The sequence below is a fragment of the Saccharospirillum alexandrii genome, from assembly GCF_043641555.1.
GTDB lineage: Bacteria > Pseudomonadota > Gammaproteobacteria > Pseudomonadales > Natronospirillaceae > Saccharospirillum > Saccharospirillum alexandrii_A.
The window spans coordinates 224,934-246,268 of sequence record NZ_JBHZRJ010000001.1 but is presented as its reverse complement, the minus strand read 5'-3'; the positions used below and the strand labels follow the sequence as shown (position 1 = coordinate 246,268).

Below are 21,335 nucleotides of genomic sequence, written 5' to 3'. Positions count from 1 at the left end.
GCCTCCAGAGTGTAGGCAAGAACCCCGCCAGCGCCAGGGAGGCTAACCCCCTTTTATGTCAGCCTGGTGACAACGGTCGCCGGGCCGGAGCTATTCACATCAAGGGTGAGTTGCGAGTGCTTGCTTACGTGACCGGCTAAGTTTGCGCACGACGGCTTCCCGCTGGCCGGCGTGGCTGCGATCACGACAAGGCTCCTGGTAAACGAGAATGACCGGCCGGCGCGGCCGCGTATAACGGGCACCCCCAGCCAGTTCACCATTGTGCTGGCGCAGCCGACGCTGCGGGTCGGTGGTGATGCCGGTATAAAAGGTGCCATCGCGGCATTGAACCAGATAGACCCACCAGGGCGACGCCTGGTCCGGCTGGCCACACGTCAGTGTCGGCAAGGCTGGTTCATTCCAGTCATCAGGGACGTTAGAGGGACGGTCTACTGGCTTCACAACGGCACTCGGTGGTCTACGGCAAATGGTCTTCAGGCCATTATGGTTACCGGCACGAGCGCCGGCGTCAATTAACGGGTGCCAAAACGTCAATTGCGACTCTGTTTCAAGAACCAGGGGTTTCCTTCAAACGCTGCTTTACCCTAAACTGCGAGAACTCAATCACAAACTTGCCCAAAATATGGCAGTGAGCATTCACACCCTCCTGATTCAAATCGACACTGACGATGGCTTGGCTCAATTGGCCGCGCTTCAGAAAGCGATTGAGGATGACGCTCGCCTGCTTATTCTGGCTTTCTCCAGCGCACAACCAGACCATCTTGCCAGCCTCCTGCCCTGGGTCGAGGCGCTTTGGCCTATGGCTACCGTGGCCGGCGCTTACGGCCCGCAACTGATACACGACGGGGAAGTCTGCGAACAGGCCCTGCTGCTGCAGTTCATGACGTTTGAACGAACCGACTTGCGCCTGAACTACCTGCGCTGGGAAGGTGACGAACGGGAGCTGGGTGAGCGGCTGTTTGACCCGGTGTGCCGAACCGACAGCCGACTGGCGCTGACGTTTATGAGCGCCGAACATGGCGACGTGCCCGCCCTGACGCACTGGGTCAACCGGCAGTATCCGAATCTGGCGCTGATCGGTGGTTGTTGCTCCGCGGATGGCCAGGGGTGGCTCTATGCCAATGGTCAGTTTCTGCAGCACCATGCCCTGACCATCACCCTGAGCAATGAAACCCTCGACGTCATGACCCAATCCTACTCGGAATGGCACCTGATTGGTCGAACCTGGAGCGTCACCAAAGCCGTTGGCAATACCCTCTATGAGCTCGACCAGCAATCGGCACAGACACTGTATGAGCGCTACCTGACTGAGACACTGATCGATGACCGGATGACCAGCCCGGCGCCAGCCGAGGATGTGCAGTATGAAAACTTCCCGTTAATGCGCGTCAACGACAAACAAAACACCCTGAGCGCCCCGATACGCCGACTGGATGACGGCGGCCTGATCATGAGCACGCCCTTGCTGGAGGGCGATCGGGTCCGCTTTGCCTACAGCCACCCGTCGATGACACTGGAGCGGGTCAACCGCGGCGCCGAGGCGTTGCATTCGCGGCGTCCCGAGCTGATATTAAGTTTCAATTGCGCCTCCCGGCAACGCTTCGACCGCCGGGAGACCGCGCGGGAACTGCAACCGTTTCAGGCCATGGCCCCGCTCAGCGGGGTCTTTTGCTATGGCGAACTGATGCATGAAAAGGGGCGCACCCAATTGCTGCATCACAGCCTGGTGACGGTCGCCATTGCCGAAGACCCGGCAGTGGAACGCCCCATGCCGGTGCTAGAACGGCACGCCCTGGCCCCGCTGTTTCGGCTAATACAAGCCTCGGTCGAGGATCTCGACCAGGTCAACCGCAACCTGGAAGATGACATCCGCCGGACCACCCAGGAACTGCTGCGCAAATTCGAAACCGACAGCGTTACCGGGCTGGCCAACCGGGTGGCCCTGTTGCAGTGCCTGCGTGACGACGACCCCTGGCCCATCGTTCAGGTCTGCAGTCTCAAGATCAACAACCTGCGCCAGATCAACAACCTCTATGGGTACAGCGTGGGCGACCAGCTGCTGCGCAGTCTCAGCGCTTCCATCCAAACCGACATCACCGAATTACTGCCGACCACGGCGCTGGTGTTTCGCGGCTCACCCAATGAGTTTCTCATTGTGGCGCCCGATGCCTGCCCGATGAACAGTTTCTACAAGGGCATGGCCCAGCTCACCGAGCGCATGCAGAACCAATCGGATCTGTTCAGTGACAAGGTAGTGCAGAACGTATTGCCCATTCTGCTGACCGCAGGCACCGCCCACCGGGCTGAATTGCCTGCAGATATGACGCACAGCACTGAAGACTTGCTGATCAAGGCCTCCGAAGCACGGCGTCACGCCTACCGGCACCAACTCCCCATCGCCCGGGCAATCGATCTGCCGGGAACCGACCGGGGCAAACGCGACGGGCTGATCTGGCTGAGCCGCATTCGCACAGCGCTTGGCAGTGGCGACATTCTGCCCTATGTGCAACCGTTGTTTGATCGCCAGGGTCAGGTTCACCACGTCGAGGCGCTGATGCGGGTGCGCCACGAAGGCGTTATTTACAGCCCGGCCAGCTTCCTGGACCTGGTCAAACCGACACAGCTTTACCCGCGCCTGTCGATGGTGATGATCGACGAAACCTTCCGCCTGATGAAACCACACAATGTTGGCTTCACGCTGAATTTTACCGCTCGCGACCTGGCCAACGAGGCCCTGATAGACCGTCTAAAATACTGGTTAAAGGGGCGCGTTGACGCCGATCGGGTGACGCTGGAAATCGTCGAATCGGACAGTCTGCGCGATTTCGACCGCTTCACCTACACCTTGCATGAACTGCGACGACTTGGCTGCAAACTGGCGATTGACGATTTCGGCAGTGCCTACTCTAATCTGGAGCGGGTGATGCGGTTAAAGCCGGACTGGATCAAACTCGACGGCAGCCTGATCCGCCACCTGGTCGACAGCGAAGTGAACCGCATCCTGGTCAAGCGGGTGGTGCAGCTGTGTCAGGACCTGCACATTCGCACCGTAGCCGAACACGTTCACGACGAAGCCACCATGTCGATTCTCATGGGCATGGGAGTAGACTTCTTCCAGGGGTTCTATCTGGCCGAGCCGGAACCGGCCGACACCTTCAATGTGCATAAACTGAAACAACCGGGAACCGACTACGAGGAGAGCCTGGCATGAGCAGCGCCAGCAAAGGACAGCACCCGACAACAGCGCTGGTGGTGGGCGGCACCGGCCTGGTCGGCAACGCCCTTCAGCGCCACCTGACGCCGGCGCTGTTCGACCCGGTCTGGCTACTGACTCGCCGGCCCCAGCCCCAACGCCAGCCCCATTTGCACTGGGTTGACACCGACTTCAAGACCTGGCCCGATGCCTCGGCCATGGATCTTCAGGGCGGCACCCTGTTCTGCGCCCTGGGGACAACCCTTAAAAAAGCGGGCTCGCCCGATGCCTTTGTGGCGCTGGACCGTGATTTGGTGGTCAATACCGCACACTGGGCGCGGGATCTGGGCGTGCGCAAATGCCTGTTCGTATCCAGCCTCGGGGCCAACCCGCAAAGCCGCCAACTGTATCTGCGCACCAAAGGCGAAGCCGAGCAGGAGCTGATTGCCCTCGGGTTCGATCGCCTGGTGATCATGCGACCTTCACTGCTACTCGGCAACCGCGAAGAATTCAGGCTCGGTGAACGCCTGGGTGCGGCGTTCGGTGCGGTGATCAAACCGGCGCTGTCCGGCCCCCTGCTGAAGTACCGGCCCGTAGCGGCCGACCAGGTTGCCGCGGCCATGGTCGCTGCAGCCAGCTCACCCGGCCCGGCGATTGATATCTGGGAATCGGAGAGAATCAGTCGGTTTCGCAGCGACTGATCGAGGTCCAGCGCCAGTAGGCTTCGTCGGTGCCACGATCACGCAATGTCAGGCAGGTTTCACCCACCAGAAGTTCCCAGTGATCGGCAGCAACAACGGTCTTCTGCCAGTCAGTCTGTGGCAGGGCAAGCAACCTCCGCGTCAGCGCCGCCAGCAGCCCTTCCGTCGTTGCCACCAGCGAGACGGCCCCCGGCGTCAGCAACGCCACAGCCTGGTCCGGTTCGGGATGCGGCGTTTGCGACAGATCCTGTGCCAGCAACTGGCGGATGCGAGCCTCCTCCTGCGCCCGCAATCCGGCCAGCTCGAGATCCTCTGCCTGCAAGGTACCGTCGCCCGCCTGCACCGACATCAGCCGTTGCTGCAACCGCTCGGGTGCGTGGGTCTCCCGTTCAAGCCGGTCCTGATAGCGCTGAACACCCCAGACAACCAGCAATAACAACAAAACACCTGATACGGCGGCCGTCAGCCCCCATTTGATTGGTTTGGTCACAGAAATTCCTTTACGTCGGGGTGGAATACCCGCTGAAGTGAAAACAGGGGTCATCATACCAATGAAGGTCGACTCGATCACAGAGCCAGGCACCCTGACTTGCCGGCCCGCCCGGGCTGACGTAGCGTTCGGGCCAACGACCACCATTCAGCATAATAGTCAGGGAAGAAGATGACACTCGCCGTCCTGTACAGCCGGGCCCGCGTCGGGATGGACGCGCCACTGGTTACCATTGAAGTTCACCTGTCGAACGGTCTGCCCGCCTTCAATATGGTTGGCTTGCCGGAAACGGCGGTCAAGGAAGCACGCGACCGGGTTCGCTCCGCCATCATCAACAGCCAGTTCGACTTCCCGGACCGGCGGATCACCGTGAATATGGGACCGGCCGATCTGCCCAAGCAAGGGGCCCAATTCGACCTCGCCATTGCCCTGGGCATACTGGTCGCCAGCAATCAATTGCCAGCCGACAAGATAGAAGCATTCGAATTCCTGGGTGAGCTGGCACTGTCCGGCGACCTTCGGCCCGGCCCCGGCGCCCTGCCCGCTGCCATCGCCTGCACCGACGCCGGGCGCAGCCTGGTCACCAGCAAAGACAACGCCGCCGAGGCCGCACTGGCCAGCGACAGCGACGTGCGTTACGGGGAACACCTGTTGCAGGTCACCAGCCATTTCAGCGGCCAGAAGCCCCTGCCGCAGGCCCAGTATGAGCCAGCCAGCGAAAGGCTGCCGCAGCCCGACCTGGCCGATGTCAAAGGCCAGCACAGCGCCAAACGCGCCCTGGAAATCGCCGCCGCCGGACGACACAACTTATTGTTTTTCGGCCCACCGGGCACCGGTAAAACCCTGCTCGCCTCCCGACTGCCGGGCCTGTTGCCAGCCCTGAGCGAGCGCGAGGCGCTGGAGGTCGCCAGCGTACAAAGCATCTGTGGCCTGCCCCTGAACTGGGGCCAGCGTCCTTTTCGCTCACCTCACCACACCGCCTCGGGCGTCGCGCTGATTGGCGGCGGCTCCATTCCACGGCCCGGCGAGGTCACCCTGGCACACCGGGGTGTGCTGTTTCTCGACGAATTGGCCGAATTCCCGCGCACCGTGCTCGACGTATTGCGCGAACCCATGGAAAGCGGTGAAGTTCACATCGCCCGGGCCGCGCGCCAAACCAGCTTCCCGGCTCGCTTCCAACTGGTCGCCGCCATGAACCCGACCCCGGGCGGCTACAGCCCGGACGACCCGCGCTCGCAACGCTACACCCGCGAACAAATGCAACGCTACCTGGCCCGCCTGTCGGGCCCGTTTCTGGACCGCATCGACCTGCACATCGAAGTGCCGGCCCTGCCCAAGGCACTGCTGACCCGCAATACCGAGGAGGAATCCAGTGCCGTCGTCCGCGCCCGGGTAGAAAAGGCCTGGGCCAGGCAACTGGACCGCCAGGGCTGCGCCAATGCGGAGCTATCCGGCAAGCACCTGGAACAAGCCTGCCAGCTGGGCCCGGCCGAACAAACCCTGCTCGACTCGGCGCTCGACAAACTCGGACTCAGCGCCCGCGCCTACCACCGCGTACTCAAAGTAGCCCGCACCCTCGCCGACCTGAACGGCCGCCCGACACTGGAGCGCACCGATCTGATCGAAGCGCTCAATTGTCGGCAGCTGGAGAAATTAATGCGGGTTTAGTGGCTAAATAAATTGATTAGCCAGAATGTCGTGCTGGCCACCGGGTATGCCTATCCGGGGTCGGCGTGAATCCTTCCCTGGAGCCTAGGCCGCAGCATCCCTGCTGCGGACTACCCCGGATAGGCACACCCGGCAGCCAGCACTGGTCTCAGGTTTCATTGAATTAAGCAAAAAAAGCCCGTGATCCAATAGCTGAATAGCTAGAACGAACTATGTTGGACGTTGTTACAGTTGCAAGCGGCGGGTGCCGGGTGTGCCCTTGTGGGGGAGTCCGCAGCAAGGATGCTGCGGTCTAGGCTCCATGGATGGATCTACGCCGACCCCACAAGGGCACACCCGGTATCCGGTGCGGACCAATGCCGCCAAACCGAGCCGAACCCCTGGACGAGATTTAGAAATCGATGTCGTATTCGATGACTACGGGCAGGTGCGGCGAGATTCGAGGCTCGCGCAGAATGCCAACGTCCAGTACAAAGTCGGCAATGTTGGGGGTGATCATCTGGTAATCGAGCCGCATACCGTTGGCCTGGGCTTCATCGAAGGGCCACCAGGTGTGCTGGCGATCCTTGCGGTTCATCAGGCGGAAGGCATCGACAAAGCCGATGGGGCCGGTCACCTGGTCCATCCAGGCGCGTTCTTCGGGTAAAAAGCCCGATTCGCGCTGATGGGTTTCCCAGTTGCCCAGATCGATTGAACGATGAGCGATCTGATAGCTGCCCGCAAAGATAAACTCGCGACGCTTGCGCCGGGTTTTCTTCATGTGCTGCTGCAACACTTCCAAAAAGGCCAGCTTGTGTTCAATCTCATCTTCAGTCTGAGCGTAAGGCACGGCAATGGACGCGATACTCACGTTATTGAAATCGGCCTGAATAAAGCGGCCTTCCAGATCCCATTGCGGCGAGCCCAGCCCGCGGATAATGGCTTTGGGCATAACCCGGCTATAGATTGCAGTACCAGAGTAGCCGTCTTCCTCGGCATCGAAGAAAAAGGCATGGTAGCCCGGCACGTCGAGAAACGCCTCGGGCAACTGATATTCCTTGGCACGGACCTCCTGAACACACACCACATCCGCGTCCAGTTTTTCCAACCATTCGAAAAAACCGCGCTGGGCAGCGTTCACCAGGCCATTTACATTAAGGGTGACGACTTTCATCCTGTCTATCCAGTCAACAAGCGCGCGTATCATATCGGCGCAAACCCGCACTGTCACGGCTTTGAACGGCGATCGCGTCACTGATTTTAAAGGTTTTTCCGGCTTTTACCTTTTGTTGGGGCAAAACCGCCGTATGCAATCGGCATCGAGCCTGTCCCGGTGCCCTGGGACTCACTTTTTTTTTATTTTTTGCGCGTTCTGTCATTCTGCTTTTTAATCGAAACGGCCTTTCCGCTATACTGCCGCGCCCAGCGGGAGTCCAAAGCCTCTCGCCAGCAGGTCCGACCGGGCCTCTTTCGAGATCAGCCGATACAAGGGCCTAACACCATGGATAGACCATTTTCGACCGGAAGTACAGCCTCGACCCCTCAATGGCAGCAAGATTTCATCCGTTTCGCCATCGATGCCGGCGCCCTGACCTTCGGTGAATTTACGCTGAAATCGGGCCGTGTCAGCCCCTATTTTTTCAACGCCGGCCAATTCCAGACCGGCGAGGCACTGAGCCGGCTGGGCCAGGTCTATGCACGGGCGCTGGTCAGCTCCGGCCTCGATTTCGACCTGGTGTTCGGCCCTGCCTATAAAGGCATACCGCTGGCCACCACCACCGTTGTGGCATTACAGCGCGATCATGAACGCAACGTTCCCTATGCTTTCAACCGCAAAGAAGCCAAAGACCACGGCGAGGGCGGCCAGATTGTCGGAGCGCCGCTGGAAGGGCGCATCGTGATTGTCGACGACGTTATCACCGCCGGAACCGCAATACGGGAAGTTCAGGCACTGATGCAACAATTCCCGAAGGCGCAACTGGCCGGCGCGGTTGTGGCAATGGACCGCCAGGAAAAAGCACCCGGCGAAGAACGGTCAGCCATTCAGGCGCTTGAAGCCGAGTTTGGCTTGCCGATCATTCCGGTGATTACCTTTAACCAGGTCATAGACTACGTTGCCACCCAGCCCGATTTCGAAAGGCACCTGGCCGCCGTTGAAGCTTACCGGGCGCGTTACGGCGTGGTTTGATTCAGGATGAATTCAGCAGACTGAACTAAACTGATCAGGAAGCTGGAACCCGGTGACTTGGCCGACCGATGACAACGCCGGAACTTCTAGGCACAATGGAATAACCAGGCTCACCGGTTAACAGGCGTACAAGCGGTGTTTGCCACACCGACAGCCCAGCCCCTAGGGCCCGGTGGCCACCCATGATCTGAAACACACGAGTCAGTATCCTATGTCCAATCGACTGATCGCCCTGTTGCTGACGCTGAGCCTGATACCTCTGGCGGCGGAGGCGCGCCAGTTTTTCCGCTACAAGGATGCCGACGGCCAGACAGTCATCAACAGCAGCATCCCGCCGGAATTTGTCAAAAACGGTTATGAGATCATTGATGACAAAGGCGTTGTGTTACGCGAAGTTGCGCCTCAGCTCAGTGAAGAAGAGATCCGCAATCGCCGGGCAGAAGAGCAACGGGTTCAGGAAGAGCGAGTGCGTGACGCCGAGCTGGTCAAACTGTACCGCAGCCCGGGCGATGTTGACCGGGCCATGCGTACCTGGCTGAGCCGTCTGGATATGGAGATCCGGCTGAAGGATAACCGTATCGACATTCTGCGCACTGAGTTCAATGCGCTGCAATCGCAGGCGGCCAATCAGGAACGGGCCGGGCAGGCGGTGGATGCCGAATTACTGACGCAAATGGCCGGGATAGAAGCGGAAATCGCAGAGTATCAGGCTGAAATCGATCACGTTGAAGCGCGCAAAACCGAAGCCCGGGAAGACTTCGCGGCCGATCGCGAACGCATGGAAATCATCTACGAACGCCTGAACGGCCGCCCCTGGGAAGACACCAGCGCCTCAAACTAGAGCGTTGCTGCAACACGCCCTAGTAATGGTACTTCAACACCAGACCATGAAAATTCTGGCCATTGTTGGGCTTCTCGATACTGCCGTTGGAGATGTGCTGATAACGCCAGCCCAATTGCCAGTTCTGATAGACATACCCCACCCCCAAAATCTGACTGAAGTGCCAGTAGGTGCTGTACTGGTCTGGCCCCAGTGAGGTCGAACTGAGATAAGCCGCACCCAGACCGGTTTCCAGCACCGCATGGCCCGGCCCGGCCGGCAGTGACCAGTCAAACAGCGGCGTCAGGTTCGCCATGGGTTGCTCTTCGTCTTTATAGGTACTCGACCCCAGGGCCAGTTCCAGCCCGGTCGTGACTTGCAGTGGCCCATAGGTGCGTTCAACGGGCAGTGACCAGTTCAACAACAGCCGGGCGCGTTCCTTGCCGTCGTCCCAGCCGATATCCAGCCCCGCCTGGCGGGCGTTGACCAGGTTCACCACCAGGGCCGAACCGACCGAGGCGCCCACCGCCAGGTTGTACAGTTTGATTTCTTCAGCCAGTACACCGCCTGAGCACAGTGCCAGTGCCGTGCCCAGCCCGATCGCTGGCCGGGAAAAGCCCGTTTGCCTTGCCAATAGCATGGTTCGCTCTGCTCCATAACCCTTTGATACCAGACAGTATACCCGGCCCGGGCGCTGAAGGCGTTGACCTTGAACCCGAACGCCTCCGTAACCCGTTCTGACCGGGTTCCTATCTTAATCGTCAGGGTGGGCGAGGCCCGGGTGCTCGCGTATACTCCTGATTTACAGCCATCAAGCCAGTCTTACGCATGAAGCACCGGACCCTGACATTGCTCGCCGTGATTTTCAGCGCTATCGCGCTGATGGTCGGCTGCGGGCAAAAGGGTGACCTGTACCTCCCCGCTGACGACGCCCGGACCACCCTTACACTGACTTTGGACACTGACCAGCGACCATGACTCAAACAGCATCACCGACCAATCCCGTCTCTGCCTTCACCTATCAACAGGGTCAACTGACCGTTGAAGCGGTGCCGCTGATGCATCTTGCCGAGCAGTACGGCACGCCGCTGTATGTGTATTCCCGCACGGCCATCGAGTCTCAGTTCAAACAGTACCTGGCCGGCCTGGGCGAACACCCGGGGCTGATCTGCTACGCCGTTAAAGCCAACTCCAATCTGGCCGTACTCGATGCGCTGGCCCGGTGCGGCGCCGGCTTCGACATTGTCAGCATTGGCGAGCTGGAACGGGTGCTGGCCGCGGGCGGCGACCCCGCCAGGGTGGTCTTCTCTGGTGTGGCCAAGCAGAGCCATGAAATGCGACGGGCACTCGAGGTGGGCATCCATTGCTTTAACGTTGAATCCGAGGGCGAGCTGGAGCGGCTAAACCGCGTCGCGGGTGAAATGAACACCACCGCCCGTATTTCCTTACGGGTCAATCCGGATGTCGACGCCCAGACTCACCCCTATATTTCCACCGGTCTGAAACAGAACAAATTTGGCGTCGCCATCGACCAGGCGATACCCGTGTACCAGCACGCCCAGCAGTTACCCAACATCGAGGTTGTCGGCGTCGACTGTCACATTGGCTCTCAGATTCTGAATACAGCGCCTTTTGCCGATGCCCTCGGTCGCTTGCTTGCGCTGATTGACGACCTGGCCGAACTCGGTATCCAGATCCGGCATCTCGACCTTGGCGGCGGCCTGGGTGTGAAGTATCAGAATGACGATGTGGAACCCGATGTCGCTGCCCATGTCCGCTCCATTGTTGCGGCCCTGGCCGACCGGTCACTGTCGCTGATTCTCGAGCCCGGTCGCAGCATCGTGGCCAATGCCGGTGTTATGCTGACCCGGGTGGAATACCTGAAATACAACGGGGATCATGCCTTTGCCATTCTCGACGCCGGCATGAACGACCAGATTCGCCCGGCACTCTACCAGGCCTGGATGGACGTCAAGCCGGTGGTTGAAGCCCGCCAGGGCACCGAAGCTCGTTGGGATCTGGTTGGCCCCATCTGTGAAACCGGGGATTTTCTCGCCAAGGACCGCCGCATGACGCTGGCGCCCGGCGATGTGCTGGCGGTTATGTCGGCCGGTGCCTACGGCATGGTCATGGCCTCGAACTACAACACCCGGAACCGGGCGGCTGAAATCATGGTGCAGGGCAGTGAATCCCAACTGGTGCGCAAGCGCGAGACACTGCAAGATCAACTGCAACTCGAATCGCGGTTAAGCTGAGGGTCTATGCGGCTGAAATTCACCAAAATGCACGGACTCGGCAATGACTTCATGGTCATTGACGGCGTCACCCAGCCGGTTGAATTCAACGCGGCCGATATCGAGCGCTGGGCCGACCGCCATATGGGCATCGGTTTCGATCAACTGTTGCTGGTTGAACCCCCGACCCGGCCGGATCGAGACTTCCGCTACCGGATATTCAACGCCGACGGCACCGAGGTTGAAAACTGCGGCAATGGCGCCCGCTGCTTCGCTCGCTTTGTCGTGGACCACCAGCTGATTCACGCCGAGCGCATTCGCGTGGAAACTGCCGGAGGCGACCTCGAACTGATCCTGCACGCCGATGGCCAGGTGACTGTCGATATGGGCCGGCCACGCCTGTCGCCCGACCGCATTCCCTTTGAGGCCGACAATCGGGCCAACCTGTACCCGGTCACCCTGAACGATGGCAGCGAGATCAGCCTGGCCGCCGTCAACATGGGCAACCCACACTGCGTCATTCGGGTCGACAACGTCGACACCGCGCCAGTCGACACCCTGGGCCCGGAGCTGGAAGGCCACGCCCGGTTTCCGCAACGCGTCAACGTTGGCTTTCTGCAGGTGATCGACACCCATAACGCCCGCCTTCGCGTCTTTGAACGGGGCGTGGGCGAAACCCTGGCCTGCGGCACCGGTGCCTGTGCCGCCATGGTAGCCGGCGTGATCAACCAATGGTTTCAGGACCATGTACGCATCACCTTGCCCGGTGGTACGCTGCTGGTTGAATGGTCCGGTGAAGGCAACGTGCTGATGACCGGGCCAGTAGAGACCGTATACGAAGGAGTGATCGGGTGACTGAATCGGTGAATACCGAAACGCTGGACCTGGAGGCGATCGTAACCTACCTGCGTCGCCACCCCCGCTTTTTTGAAGATCATCCCAATCTTCTGAAAAAGCTGCATCTGCGCCATGAAAGCGGCGACGCGATCTCGCTGATCGAGCGTCAGAACCAGATATTGCGCCAGGAAAACCGGCAACTGATCGACCGTCTGAACCAGTTTATCCAGGTGGCGCAACGCAACGACCGCCTGTTTCTGAAGCTGCAACGGCTGATTCTCGAGCTGCTTCCTGAAACCCGTCTGAATGGCTTGCTGGAACGGTTACAACGGGGCCTGCAGCGCGACTTCGACGTTCATGAAACCACCGTCATACTGTTTGATCGCGCGCCCGGCGACGGTGATGGCTGGCTACAAACCTCCCGTGATCAGATCGCCGAAGCGTTTCCGGCCGTCGTCGACCAGGGCAAGGCGGTCTGTGGCGCACTGGAACCGGCACTGACCCAGTTGCTGTTCGCCAACACCGAGGTAGGCTCCATCGCGCTGGCCCCGCTCACCCGGGATCAGGCGGTCGTCGGTGTGCTGGCGCTCGGCCACACCAGCCCGGAACATTTCCGCAGCGGTACCGAAACCCTATTCCTGACCCATCTGGCCCAGGTTACCAGCCTGCAGATGGAGCGGACCGAGTAACCGATCGGAGGCTGACGTCAATAAGACGTCTCCCAAACCGTCAACTACACTCAGGGCATTGATGTTTCAGCGGCTCTGATGTGGCAGTCTGTTGCCTGTCTACCACCGTGCCCTTGCGTAAGGATCTCTGGTTTCATGCGACATCGCTTTACCCGACCCGCCGGACGCATCGCCCTGACCTATCTGGTCATTGCCTTACTCTGGATTGCCTTTTCCGATCAGGCCGCCGAAGCTCTGTTCAGTGACCCCCGGTTGCTCAATCGGGTGCAGACCATAAAGGGCGGCTTATTCGTACTGGCCACGGGCATGCTGCTGTACATCCTGATGCACCGCACCCTGCATCGAATTGAGATCGTCGCCCTGGAAGACAGCCTGACCGGTCTACCCAACCGGCTGGCCTTTACCCGGGAGCTGACTCAACGCTGCCATATCAGCGAGGCTCGTGATCAGCGCTTTACCCTGACCCTGATGGATATTGATCAGTTTACCGACCTTAATGACGAACAGGGCCACGCCCGGGGCGACGAGTTGCTCAGGCTGGTCGGCCGCCAACTCAGGCACCTGCTAGGCAAAGACTGGTACATCGCCCACCTCGGAGGTGACGAATTCGGACTCTTGTCACCCGCCGGGCTCAACACTCAGGAAACGCGCGAACGACTCGACTGGCTGCAACACAGCGTCATGCGCAGCAGTAGTCACGATTTGATGCTCAACCACACGCTCAGCGCCGGTTCCTGTGAATTCCCCAAAGATGCCCGCACCGGGCAAGACATGATGCGCCAGGCCGATATGGCGCTGTCACGTGCGAAACACCAGGGCCGGGACCGGCACTCGTTCTACCATGAAGAGCTGAAACGCACCTTGCTGGAACGCCTGTCGCTGGCAAAAGACCTGCGCGATGCCATTGAGCAACAAGCCTTTACCCTGGTTTATCAGCCGCAATGGTCGGTATCGACATCGCAATGGGTCGGCGCAGAAGTACTGGTGCGCTGGCACCACGCCGAACGGGGCTGGGTACCGCCCGACCAGTTCATTCCGCTGGCGGAGCGTGAAGGCCTGATCCACCGGGTCACCGAATGTGTGGTTGAAAAGGCACTGACGGAACTGCACCGGGCTGGGCTGGGCCGGAAGTCACTCCCCTCTCTGTCGATTAACCTGTCGCACCTGACGTTGCTAAACGACAACACCATGACGCTGTTGCACCACCTGATCGATCAGCGCACGGCGGATCTGCCCGCAGTGATGTTCGAAATCACAGAGACCGCCACCATGGAAAACCTGGATCGCACCCTGAAAGCCATGCGTAGCTGGCGAGAACGGGGCATCGATTTCTCCATTGACGACTTTGGTACCGGTTATTCCTCGCTGTCCCGGTTGAAGCAGTTACCGCTGACGGAACTGAAAATCGACCGGAGCTTCATTATGGACTTGCCCGGCGATCAGAACGACGCCGTCATCACCCAGGCGATTCTGGCGATGGCAAAAACACTGTCGCTGAATGTGGTGGCCGAAGGAGTGGAAACTCTGGAACAGTCGGATTTTCTGCAAACCCATGGCTGCACCATCATGCAGGGCTATTATTACGCCAGGCCCATGCCCATTCAGGAACTGAGTGCCTTGCTCACCGAGTCAGTGGATTCACCGGTACGCTGAGCCTTCCAGGCCCAGGTCGAGCGCCATGACCAGTGCATCTTCAACGCCGTCAGTCGACACATAATAACCGCGACGCTGACCAAGGGTGTCGAAACCCAGCGACCGGTAAAGGGAAATGGCAGCCTGATTAGACCGTCGCACTTCCAACAACAGGCGTTGCTGACCGGATAGCCGCTGCTGCGCCAGCCAGCCTTGCATCATCTGCCGCCCCCACCCCTGGCGCTGGTACTCACGGGCGACCGCCAGGTGCATCAGGGTGGTTTCATCCAGAACGGGCTGGCTGACCAGAAAACCTACCGTGGCAACGTCAGTGATGGCGAGTAACAGCTCTCCGGCATTAAGGGCTCGCCGGAGCGCCGATTCTGGCCAGGCATGGGGGCCAGCCCCGAGATCAATCTGCAACACCCGCTCGATCGACGCCGGGTCGGCGTGAACCAGTTGCATCAGGCGGGCCGGTCGATGGACCGGACCAGCGGCTTGATTCGATGCCAGCAAATGGCCTTTTTCATCGGTTCGTTCAGCATCTGGTACAGGGACGGTAACCCCACCCAGGGCAAATCCCCATAGTCGCCTTGCGGCTGCTGCCAGCCCTGTAGCTTCGGCATCACCGCGCCAAACGAGAGCATCATCGAGGGTTGATACTGGCGGATGAACTGGTCGAGTTTTTCATCCACGTACACCCGAGCCTGGTCCAGCCCCTGGTCCACCTTGCGGTTGGTAAACAGGGGCCATTGCACCACATGATGAGTACGCACGTCGGCTGCTCCCACCCCGAGTGTAGCCAGAATGTTCAGCAACAACTGCTGGCCGCTGTCGGTCGGCTGGCTGAGGCCCCGGGCCAGGGTATCGGCAATCAGGTAATCGCCAACCACGCTCAGCGACAAGGCAAACCGGGGTACCGGGGCCGCCTTGCTGCGCACCACCTGGGGGCCAGCAGGCTCTGCACCGGGGTCAGCAGCACTTGCCGGCCCAGTTGGGTTGGTCTCAATCGGTACCTCAGCCGGTTGTTGCGAGGTGGCGGGCATTGCTTCCGGCACCGGTTGAGCCGCCGCCGAACCGGTTTCGACGGGCGGTGCTGCGTAATCGGTGTCATCCAGATCAAATACCAGCGGCTCCGGCGCGGCCGGTAGCCGCACTCTGGGGTACCAGCTGTCGATGCCCATCGCCGACAGATACTGCTGACGACTGGCTTCTGGCAGGGGCGTAAAATCGGTCATACGGTGGTTTGCGGGTGAGGTTTGGCGGGGGCGTTGAGGATGAGGTTCAACGCCTTGATGTATGCCTTGGCCGAGGCCACCACGATGTCGGTATCACTGCCTGCCCCGTTCACAATGCGCCCTGCCTTCTCCAGACGCACCGACACTTCACCCTGAGCTTCAGTACCCGCGGTAATTGCATTCACCGAATACAACTGCAACTGGGTGCCGGAATGCACCAGACTGTCGATCGCCTTGAAGCTGGCATCGACCGGGCCGTCTCCGGCAGCGGTGGCCTCGTGCGACTCGCCTTCAATGTCCAGCACCACGGTTGCCAGTGGCGATTCGCCCATCACGCTGTGGCTGACCAGATGTTTCAGTTGAATCCGGTCGGGTACGGCGGTGTCCTGCTCCACCTGAGACATCAGGGCGTGCAAATCTTCGTCGAAAATGTCGTGTTTTTTATCAGCCAGCGTCTTGAAGCGGGTAAAGGCGTCGACCAGTTCGTCATCCGATTCAAACTGGTAACCGAGGTCGACCAGGCGGGTTTTGAAGGCATTACGACCCGAGTGCTTGCCCAGCACCATGCGGTTGGCGTTCCAGCCGACCGCTTCGGCCGACATGATTTCGTAGGTTTCACGGTGCTTGAGCACACCGTCCTGGTGAATGCCGGATTCGTGGGCAAAGGCATTGGCCCCGACAATGGCCTTGTTCGGCTGCACCGGAAACCCGGTCACCGAGGACACCAGCCGGGAGGCCGGAACAATGTGCCGGGCATCGATGCCGGTATCGACCGGGAACAGATCCTGACGGGTGCGCACCGCCATGACGATTTCTTCGAGCGCGGCGTTACCGGCGCGCTCGCCCAGCCCATTGATGGTGCATTCAACCTGGCGGGCGCCCTGCAACACGGCCGCCAGGGAATTGGCCACGGCCAGACCCAGATCATTGTGACAATGCACCGAGAACACCGCCTGGTCGGCATTGGGTACGCGCTGCAGGATGTCGTGAATCAGCTGGCCAAACGCCTCGGGCACGGCGTAGCCGACGGTGTCGGGGATGTTGATGGTGGTTGCCCCGGCGGCAATGGCCCGCTCGATGATGCGGCACAGAAAATCGAGCTCACTGCGCCCGGCGTCTTCGCAGGAAAACTCGACATCATCTGTGTACTGACGGGCTTTGGTCACCGCCCGCACGGCTTGCTCGACCACCGCATCCGGCTGCATCTTCAGCTTGTATTTCATGTGTATGGGCGAGGTGGCGATGAAGGTATGAATGCGCGCGCGCTCCGCCCCTTCAAGAGAACCGGCGGCCGCTTCAATGTCGGCGTCGAGCGCCCGGGCCAGGGAGCACACCGTGCTCTCGCGCACCGAGCGGGCAATGGCGTTAATGGCGTCGAAATCCCCTTTGGAGGCGGCCGCGAAGCCGGCTTCAATGACGTCGACCCGCATTTTCTCCAGCGCCCGGGCAATGCGGACCTTTTCGTCCCGCGTCATGGACGCGCCAGGGCTTTGCTCGCCATCGCGCAGGGTGGTGTCGAAGATAATGAGATTGGAAGTCGGGGCAGTCATGGCAACACTCCGGTCGGCCGGTTTACAGACCGCTAGTGTACACCAGAAACGCCCCACGCCTCATCGACTGGCGCGCTTTTTAGCCCATCACCGGTCGATGCCGCTGCCAGGCATCTTCACACAAATCGAGCAGCGATTGCCGGGTCCCGGCCGATTCACGGGTCCAAAAAAACGGATAGACCTTGCGGGCTTTCCGGTCGAACCAGAATTCGCCAGCGGGCAGTGCCTGGCCCTCGGCCAGGCACCAGTAGATGGTATCTGCTCCTTCTTCGCTGGTGCGCAGCCGGTCACCCATTTTATTGGAGAACCCGGGCAAGGCTTCACGCAGGGCCTCGGTGCCTACCCAGCCCGGATGTGAGGCGGAAAAGGTGTAGCTTGGAAATTGCCGGGCCAGTTCCTGGTTCAGAATGACCTGGGCGCGCTTGGCGTTGGCGTAGGACTTCACCTTGTCGTACGGGTGCTGCTGCCAGCACAAGTCGCCCAGCTCCAGTTTCTGCAAGTACATTCCGCCGCTGGCGGTCAGATGCACCGGCGCCCCTTCCGGCAACAGCGATTGCTCGATGCAACGGCGAATCAGCAAGTAGTGGCCCACCACCTGGGAGGCAAAGATCACATCGTAACGGTCTTCAACCAGCATCAGCTTGTCGGGCATGCCTCCGGCGTTGCAAACCAGGGCATCGAGTTCAGGCAGCGGTTGTGATAACACCTGATCAAACCGGGTCATGTCGAGCTCGATAAACTCTACACCGAGCTCGGCCAGGCCCGACTCGTTGAATTTACCTTTCCCCCGGCCCGTTACCAGCACCGTCGCACCCGCAGCCGCCAGCCGCTGCGCCAGCGCCGCCCCAATGCCACTGGTGCCACCTGTGACCAGCACTCGCTTACCCGCCACCCGCGCGTCGTCTATCTCACTGAAGTGCCGGGCATGCCGCTGGTAACCGGTCCGGTCAAATGAATAGACAATGCTGTAATCCTTCAGGGTGTCGAACATGCTGTCTTTCTCGCTCGTCGGGTTAAAATGGTTGCCCTACTTTACGAACCCGGGCCCACCGTGGGTCACTTTCCAGACAAGCAGCAATTCACACCGGATGGTGACCTTGTTATGGTGAGCCTACACTTGAACATCAGGAGGCTCCACCATGACAGAGGCCTACACACCGGTTGAATGCAAGTCTGAACTGGCCGCACTGAATACCGATCTGGAGTTCCCCTGGGAACTCGAAGACGACAAGCTGACCAAAACGTTCACCTTCTCGAATTTTGTCACCGCCTTCGGCTTTATGACGCAGGCGGCCATGGTGGCTGAGAAGAGCAACCATCACCCGGAATGGTTCAACGTGTATAAAACGGTCAAAGTACAGCTGACCACCCACGATGCCGGCGGCATCTCGGAAAAGGATTTTGACCTGGCCCGGCGTATGGAAAAACTGGCCACCGGGCAACGCTGAGATGGGGCTGACCTTGCACCTTAATTGCCTCGGTGAGATTGTCGAAGGCAATTATTACCGCGGTTACTGCCTGCTCAGTGAAGACCCCGATGAACCCGGTGCCCTGTTCCTGGTGGTCTACGCCGAGCCAGACCGAGCATCCGACGTTCTGTTGAGCGAGTGGTTTCCGTCGATTCAGGCAGTCAATCACTTTGCCCGGGATCAGAACTGGTCGATTGAGTGGCGTCAGTAACCGGTTCACACGCTTGGGGCCGGGTGTCGCAAACGGCTTCGGTAGCGATGCGCACATCGACCAGATAATACAATGAATCGAGCCCCAGGCTAATGCGCCCCATGTTGTGAAACACCAGCCCCAGGGCAATGTCCTCAGCGCTGTAACGTTCTGCATCGGCGGCAAACTGCTGGGCGGCGGTTCCCGGTTCTTCGTCTCCCAGCAACTGCATTAATCGCCCGATACCACCGTGGTAGGCCTGTACCAGCAGCAGTGAATAGAGCTGTTCACGCTGGGCGTCCGGCAAATGCCCAAAACGGTCATTAAAAACCGGCCGTAGGTTCCGGTCGTTTTGCTGATAGAGCCTGACGGCGCAATCGACCTGTGCCATGCGGTGCAGGTGAAACCGTTCATCAATTTCGCAATCGGCCAGCACTTCCGGCCGTAATTGTAACAAGCCAACGGCCCGGGCTGCTGAAAAGCTTTCTTTTCGGGCACCGCTTTCTATCAGAATCTGGCCAATAAACGACTGCACAACGGCCTCATCCGGCTGATAACCCTGACGTTCGGCCTTGTTGTTGAACACTTGCCGGACCAGCTCAATCAGCGGAATCGGCTCGTCTTCGGAGCCGGCCACCATACCATCCCAGGTGCCCCACACCCGATCCGCCGGGTCGGTTCCCAGCAGGCGATCTATAGCGGCGCTCAAATCAACGTGAGGCTGGTCGCAGCGCAGCGCAAAGGGGTAGCCCGTTTCCGTGGCCGACCCTCCGATCCACCGGTGTACCCGTTCGTCACGATACAGGGTTTCGCGAATGCGGTTTAACCGCTCCTGGTTTTCAGCGACCGTGTCTTCGTTCTCAAACCAGGTCAGGAAGCGGCCGCGCTGATCGAACAGGATATGCCGGTCAGGTTGCTCGCAGTAACTTTGCTCGAGCAACACCCAGCGTCGGATGATGGATATGTTCTGGTAAAAGCCATCGCTGAAAACATAGGGCGTGTCACGAATGACCTGCAACCAGGGCGCAGGCGGTTGCACGGCATCCGATTCAGCGTGCAGCATGCTGGTAGCAAGCACCAACATGAAGCCGACCAGCCACCGCTTTATAACCCCAAAAAAACCGTCACGCATAACACGCTCTCAAACCAGACAGAGTGAACAGTCTACTTGAGACGGCTGTGGTTGCCAGCGCCTACCAGAAACCAGGTAGCGTTCGCGCAGACCTGTTCTGATCGCACAAAAAAAACCCCGGCACGGGCCGGGGTCAATCGAGTGTACATCCTTACTCACTCACTGGGCTGTCACAAAATCACTGTAGATACCATTGCTGTCGAACGTTGCCACCTGAAACTCATAGTCAGCGCCGGGCAAATCTTCAATCAGGTACTGGTCGGTCCCGGCGTCGTCGATAACCAGTGTGACGAAGTCTTCAGTACCGGTTTCGCGGTAACGAATCTCATAGCCACCGATTTCATCGAGACTAAGCGGCTCACCATTGGCGCGCTCCATCGGGACACTCCAGTACAAGGTTACCGACAGTGTATCCGGCTCTGGTTCTGGCTCGGGCGCTGGTTCGTTCATGACCAGGGTCACCGTTGAATGGGCAACCACCGTGCCATTGACGCGAACCGTCAGGGTGTTGGTTCCCTCCTGCAACTCGTTCAATGGCAAGGCGTTGGCAGAGTCGTAATTGCCACCGGCGAAATCGTAGGGATACACCTCGTCTTCACCAAACCAGCCGCCGTTGACATAGAACTCTACATGGCCTGCGTCGATATCATTGGTCGTCAGCGTCAGGTAGTAGGCTTCGCCTTCGATCAGCGTCAACCCCTCAACTTCCTGACCGTCACTGCGTGACGCCTCCAGCGAATAGTCCAGAGAGTAGCTGATTGGCTCCGGTTCCGGCGTCGGTTCCGGTTCTGGAGTCGGCTCTGGTTCCGGTGTCGGTTCTGGTTCCGGTGTCGGTTCTGGTTCCGGCGTCGGTTCTGGTTCCGGCGTCGGTTCTGGTTCCGGAGTCGGCTCTGGTTCCGGCGTCGGTTCTGGTTCCGGTGTCGGCTCTGGTTCCGGAGTCGGCTCTGGTTCCGGAGTCGGCTCTGGCTCCGGCGTCGGTTCTGGTTCCGGCGTCGGTTCTGGTTCCGGCGTCGGCTCATCGCTCTCTACCACAAACCGAGAAGTCGCCACAATTTCCCCGTCGACGCGCGCCAGAACGATATTTTCGCCGGGCTCAAACCATTCCATATTCTGAACGTTGGCAGCAATATTATTGCCACCATTCAAATCATACGGATAACTTGAATCGGCATTCATCAATACATCATTGACGTAAAACTGAACGACGCCTAGCGCCGCGTCGTTCGATGTCAAATAGACGTAATAGCTGCCCGATTCATTCAGTTCTGCATTTTGCAAACTGGCACCGGATGCGCGATCTGCACGGACCGAATACATCAGGTCGA

General features: G+C 59.6%; 22 protein-coding genes. 12 read left to right on the top strand and 10 right to left on the bottom strand.

The annotated features are described in order from the left end of the window. Positions 1-99 precede the first annotated feature (99 nt). Entirely contained in the window at positions 100-441 is a 342-nt protein-coding gene (locus ACHUE7_RS01010; RefSeq protein WP_394168307.1) for a GIY-YIG nuclease family protein, read from the bottom strand. 187 nt (positions 442-628) lie between these two features. Here ACHUE7_RS01010 and ACHUE7_RS01005 point away from each other — a divergent pair, with 187 nt between their 5' ends. Together ACHUE7_RS01005 and ACHUE7_RS01000 are read left to right on the top strand one after the other, a co-directional pair. Further along, on the top strand, positions 629-3,211 hold the full coding sequence (locus ACHUE7_RS01005; protein WP_394168306.1) for a bifunctional diguanylate cyclase/phosphodiesterase: 2,583 nt from the start codon (positions 629-631) through the stop codon (positions 3,209-3,211). Next, positions 3,208-3,894 carry an NAD(P)H-binding protein gene (locus ACHUE7_RS01000; RefSeq protein WP_394168305.1) on the top strand — a complete coding sequence of 229 codons (687 nt, stop codon included), beginning with the start codon at positions 3,208-3,210 and terminating at the stop codon, positions 3,892-3,894. Before ACHUE7_RS01005 ends, ACHUE7_RS01000 begins: the two co-directional genes overlap by 4 nt. Here the strand turns inward: ACHUE7_RS01000 and ACHUE7_RS00995 are convergent. Further along, a complete protein-coding gene (locus tag ACHUE7_RS00995; protein ID WP_394168304.1) occupies positions 3,872-4,384 on the bottom strand; it encodes a hypothetical protein in 513 nt (170 codons plus the stop codon). The two genes, ACHUE7_RS01000 and ACHUE7_RS00995, sit on opposite strands and share 23 nt — an antisense overlap. 171 nt (positions 4,385-4,555) lie before the next feature. Here ACHUE7_RS00995 and ACHUE7_RS00990 point away from each other — a divergent pair, with 171 nt between their 5' ends. After that, positions 4,556-6,052: a YifB family Mg chelatase-like AAA ATPase gene (locus tag ACHUE7_RS00990; protein ID WP_394168303.1), complete on the top strand. Its 1,497-nt coding sequence runs from the start codon at positions 4,556-4,558 to the stop codon at positions 6,050-6,052. A gap of 391 nt (positions 6,053-6,443) precedes the next feature. On the opposite strand, the gene ACHUE7_RS00985 is transcribed toward ACHUE7_RS00990, so the two are convergent. Then, entirely contained in the window at positions 6,444-7,205 is a 762-nt protein-coding gene (locus ACHUE7_RS00985; protein WP_213679701.1) for an exodeoxyribonuclease III, read from the bottom strand. Between the two features lie 327 nt (positions 7,206-7,532). On the opposite strand from ACHUE7_RS00985, the gene pyrE reads away from it, so the two are divergent. Continuing rightward, positions 7,533-8,219, top strand: coding sequence for an orotate phosphoribosyltransferase (gene pyrE / locus ACHUE7_RS00980; RefSeq protein ID WP_394168302.1), 687 nt, complete (start codon positions 7,533-7,535; stop codon positions 8,217-8,219). A gap of 211 nt (positions 8,220-8,430) precedes the next feature. Continuing rightward, entirely contained in the window at positions 8,431-9,060 is a 630-nt protein-coding gene (locus ACHUE7_RS00975) for a hypothetical protein (RefSeq protein ID WP_394168301.1), read from the top strand. A gap of 19 nt (positions 9,061-9,079) precedes the next feature. Here ACHUE7_RS00975 and ACHUE7_RS00970 read toward each other — a convergent pair whose 3' ends face one another. Beyond that, positions 9,080-9,679, bottom strand: a complete 600-nt coding sequence (locus tag ACHUE7_RS00970; protein WP_394168300.1) for an acyloxyacyl hydrolase — start codon at positions 9,677-9,679, stop codon at positions 9,080-9,082. A 188-nt stretch (positions 9,680-9,867) separates the two neighbouring features. Here ACHUE7_RS00970 and lptM point away from each other — a divergent pair, with 188 nt between their 5' ends. From lptM to ACHUE7_RS00945, 5 genes are all read left to right on the top strand, one after another. After that, positions 9,868-10,017 carry an LPS translocon maturation chaperone LptM gene (gene lptM / locus ACHUE7_RS00965; RefSeq protein ID WP_394168299.1) on the top strand — a complete coding sequence of 50 codons (150 nt, stop codon included), beginning with the start codon at positions 9,868-9,870 and terminating at the stop codon, positions 10,015-10,017. Further along, complete coding sequence (gene lysA / locus ACHUE7_RS00960; protein WP_394168298.1) at positions 10,014-11,294, top strand: diaminopimelate decarboxylase; 1,281 nt, start codon at positions 10,014-10,016, stop codon at positions 11,292-11,294. Before lptM ends, lysA begins: the two co-directional genes overlap by 4 nt. A gap of 6 nt (positions 11,295-11,300) precedes the next feature. Further along, entirely contained in the window at positions 11,301-12,128 is an 828-nt protein-coding gene (dapF, locus tag ACHUE7_RS00955) for a diaminopimelate epimerase (RefSeq protein WP_394168297.1), read from the top strand. Further along, positions 12,125-12,799, top strand: coding sequence for a DUF484 family protein (locus ACHUE7_RS00950; protein ID WP_394168296.1), 675 nt, complete (start codon positions 12,125-12,127; stop codon positions 12,797-12,799). Before dapF ends, ACHUE7_RS00950 begins: the two co-directional genes overlap by 4 nt. Before the next feature lie 135 nt (positions 12,800-12,934). Further along, positions 12,935-14,452, top strand: coding sequence for a putative bifunctional diguanylate cyclase/phosphodiesterase (locus ACHUE7_RS00945; protein ID WP_394168295.1), 1,518 nt, complete (start codon positions 12,935-12,937; stop codon positions 14,450-14,452). On the opposite strand, the gene rimI is transcribed toward ACHUE7_RS00945, so the two are convergent. The 4 genes from rimI to ACHUE7_RS00925 all read right to left on the bottom strand — a co-directional run bounded on the left by rimI (position 14,438) and on the right by ACHUE7_RS00925 (position 18,210). Then, entirely contained in the window at positions 14,438-14,896 is a 459-nt protein-coding gene (rimI, locus tag ACHUE7_RS00940) for a ribosomal protein S18-alanine N-acetyltransferase (RefSeq protein ID WP_394168294.1), read from the bottom strand. The genes ACHUE7_RS00945 and rimI overlap by 15 nt on opposite strands. Continuing rightward, positions 14,896-15,669: a hypothetical protein gene (locus ACHUE7_RS00935; RefSeq protein WP_394168293.1), complete on the bottom strand. Its 774-nt coding sequence runs from the start codon at positions 15,667-15,669 to the stop codon at positions 14,896-14,898. Before ACHUE7_RS00935 ends, rimI begins: the two co-directional genes overlap by 1 nt. Further along, a complete protein-coding gene (locus ACHUE7_RS00930) occupies positions 15,666-17,219 on the bottom strand; it encodes a 2-isopropylmalate synthase (RefSeq protein ID WP_394168292.1) in 1,554 nt (517 codons plus the stop codon). The genes ACHUE7_RS00935 and ACHUE7_RS00930 overlap by 4 nt, the downstream gene beginning before the upstream one ends. A gap of 79 nt (positions 17,220-17,298) precedes the next feature. Continuing rightward, the gene (locus tag ACHUE7_RS00925) at positions 17,299-18,210 is read right to left on the bottom strand and encodes an SDR family NAD(P)-dependent oxidoreductase (RefSeq protein WP_394168291.1); all 912 of its coding nucleotides are present in this window, start codon (positions 18,208-18,210) and stop codon (positions 17,299-17,301) included. A gap of 148 nt (positions 18,211-18,358) precedes the next feature. Between ACHUE7_RS00925 and ACHUE7_RS00920 the strand changes: the two genes are divergently transcribed. Both ACHUE7_RS00920 and ACHUE7_RS00915 read left to right on the top strand, forming a co-directional pair. Continuing rightward, entirely contained in the window at positions 18,359-18,667 is a 309-nt protein-coding gene (locus tag ACHUE7_RS00920) for a 4a-hydroxytetrahydrobiopterin dehydratase (protein ID WP_394168290.1), read from the top strand. Further along, positions 18,621-18,899, top strand: coding sequence for a hypothetical protein (locus ACHUE7_RS00915; protein WP_394169165.1), 279 nt, complete (start codon positions 18,621-18,623; stop codon positions 18,897-18,899). Before ACHUE7_RS00920 ends, ACHUE7_RS00915 begins: the two co-directional genes overlap by 47 nt. Here the strand turns inward: ACHUE7_RS00915 and ACHUE7_RS00910 are convergent. Both ACHUE7_RS00910 and ACHUE7_RS00905 read right to left on the bottom strand, forming a co-directional pair. Continuing rightward, a complete protein-coding gene (locus ACHUE7_RS00910) occupies positions 18,850-20,010 on the bottom strand; it encodes a hypothetical protein (RefSeq protein WP_394168289.1) in 1,161 nt (386 codons plus the stop codon). The two genes, ACHUE7_RS00915 and ACHUE7_RS00910, sit on opposite strands and share 50 nt — an antisense overlap. Before the next feature lie 159 nt (positions 20,011-20,169). After that, positions 20,170-21,288 carry a fibronectin type III domain-containing protein gene (locus tag ACHUE7_RS00905; RefSeq protein ID WP_394168288.1) on the bottom strand — a complete coding sequence of 373 codons (1,119 nt, stop codon included), beginning with the start codon at positions 21,286-21,288 and terminating at the stop codon, positions 20,170-20,172. Positions 21,289-21,335: the final 47 nt, after the last annotated feature.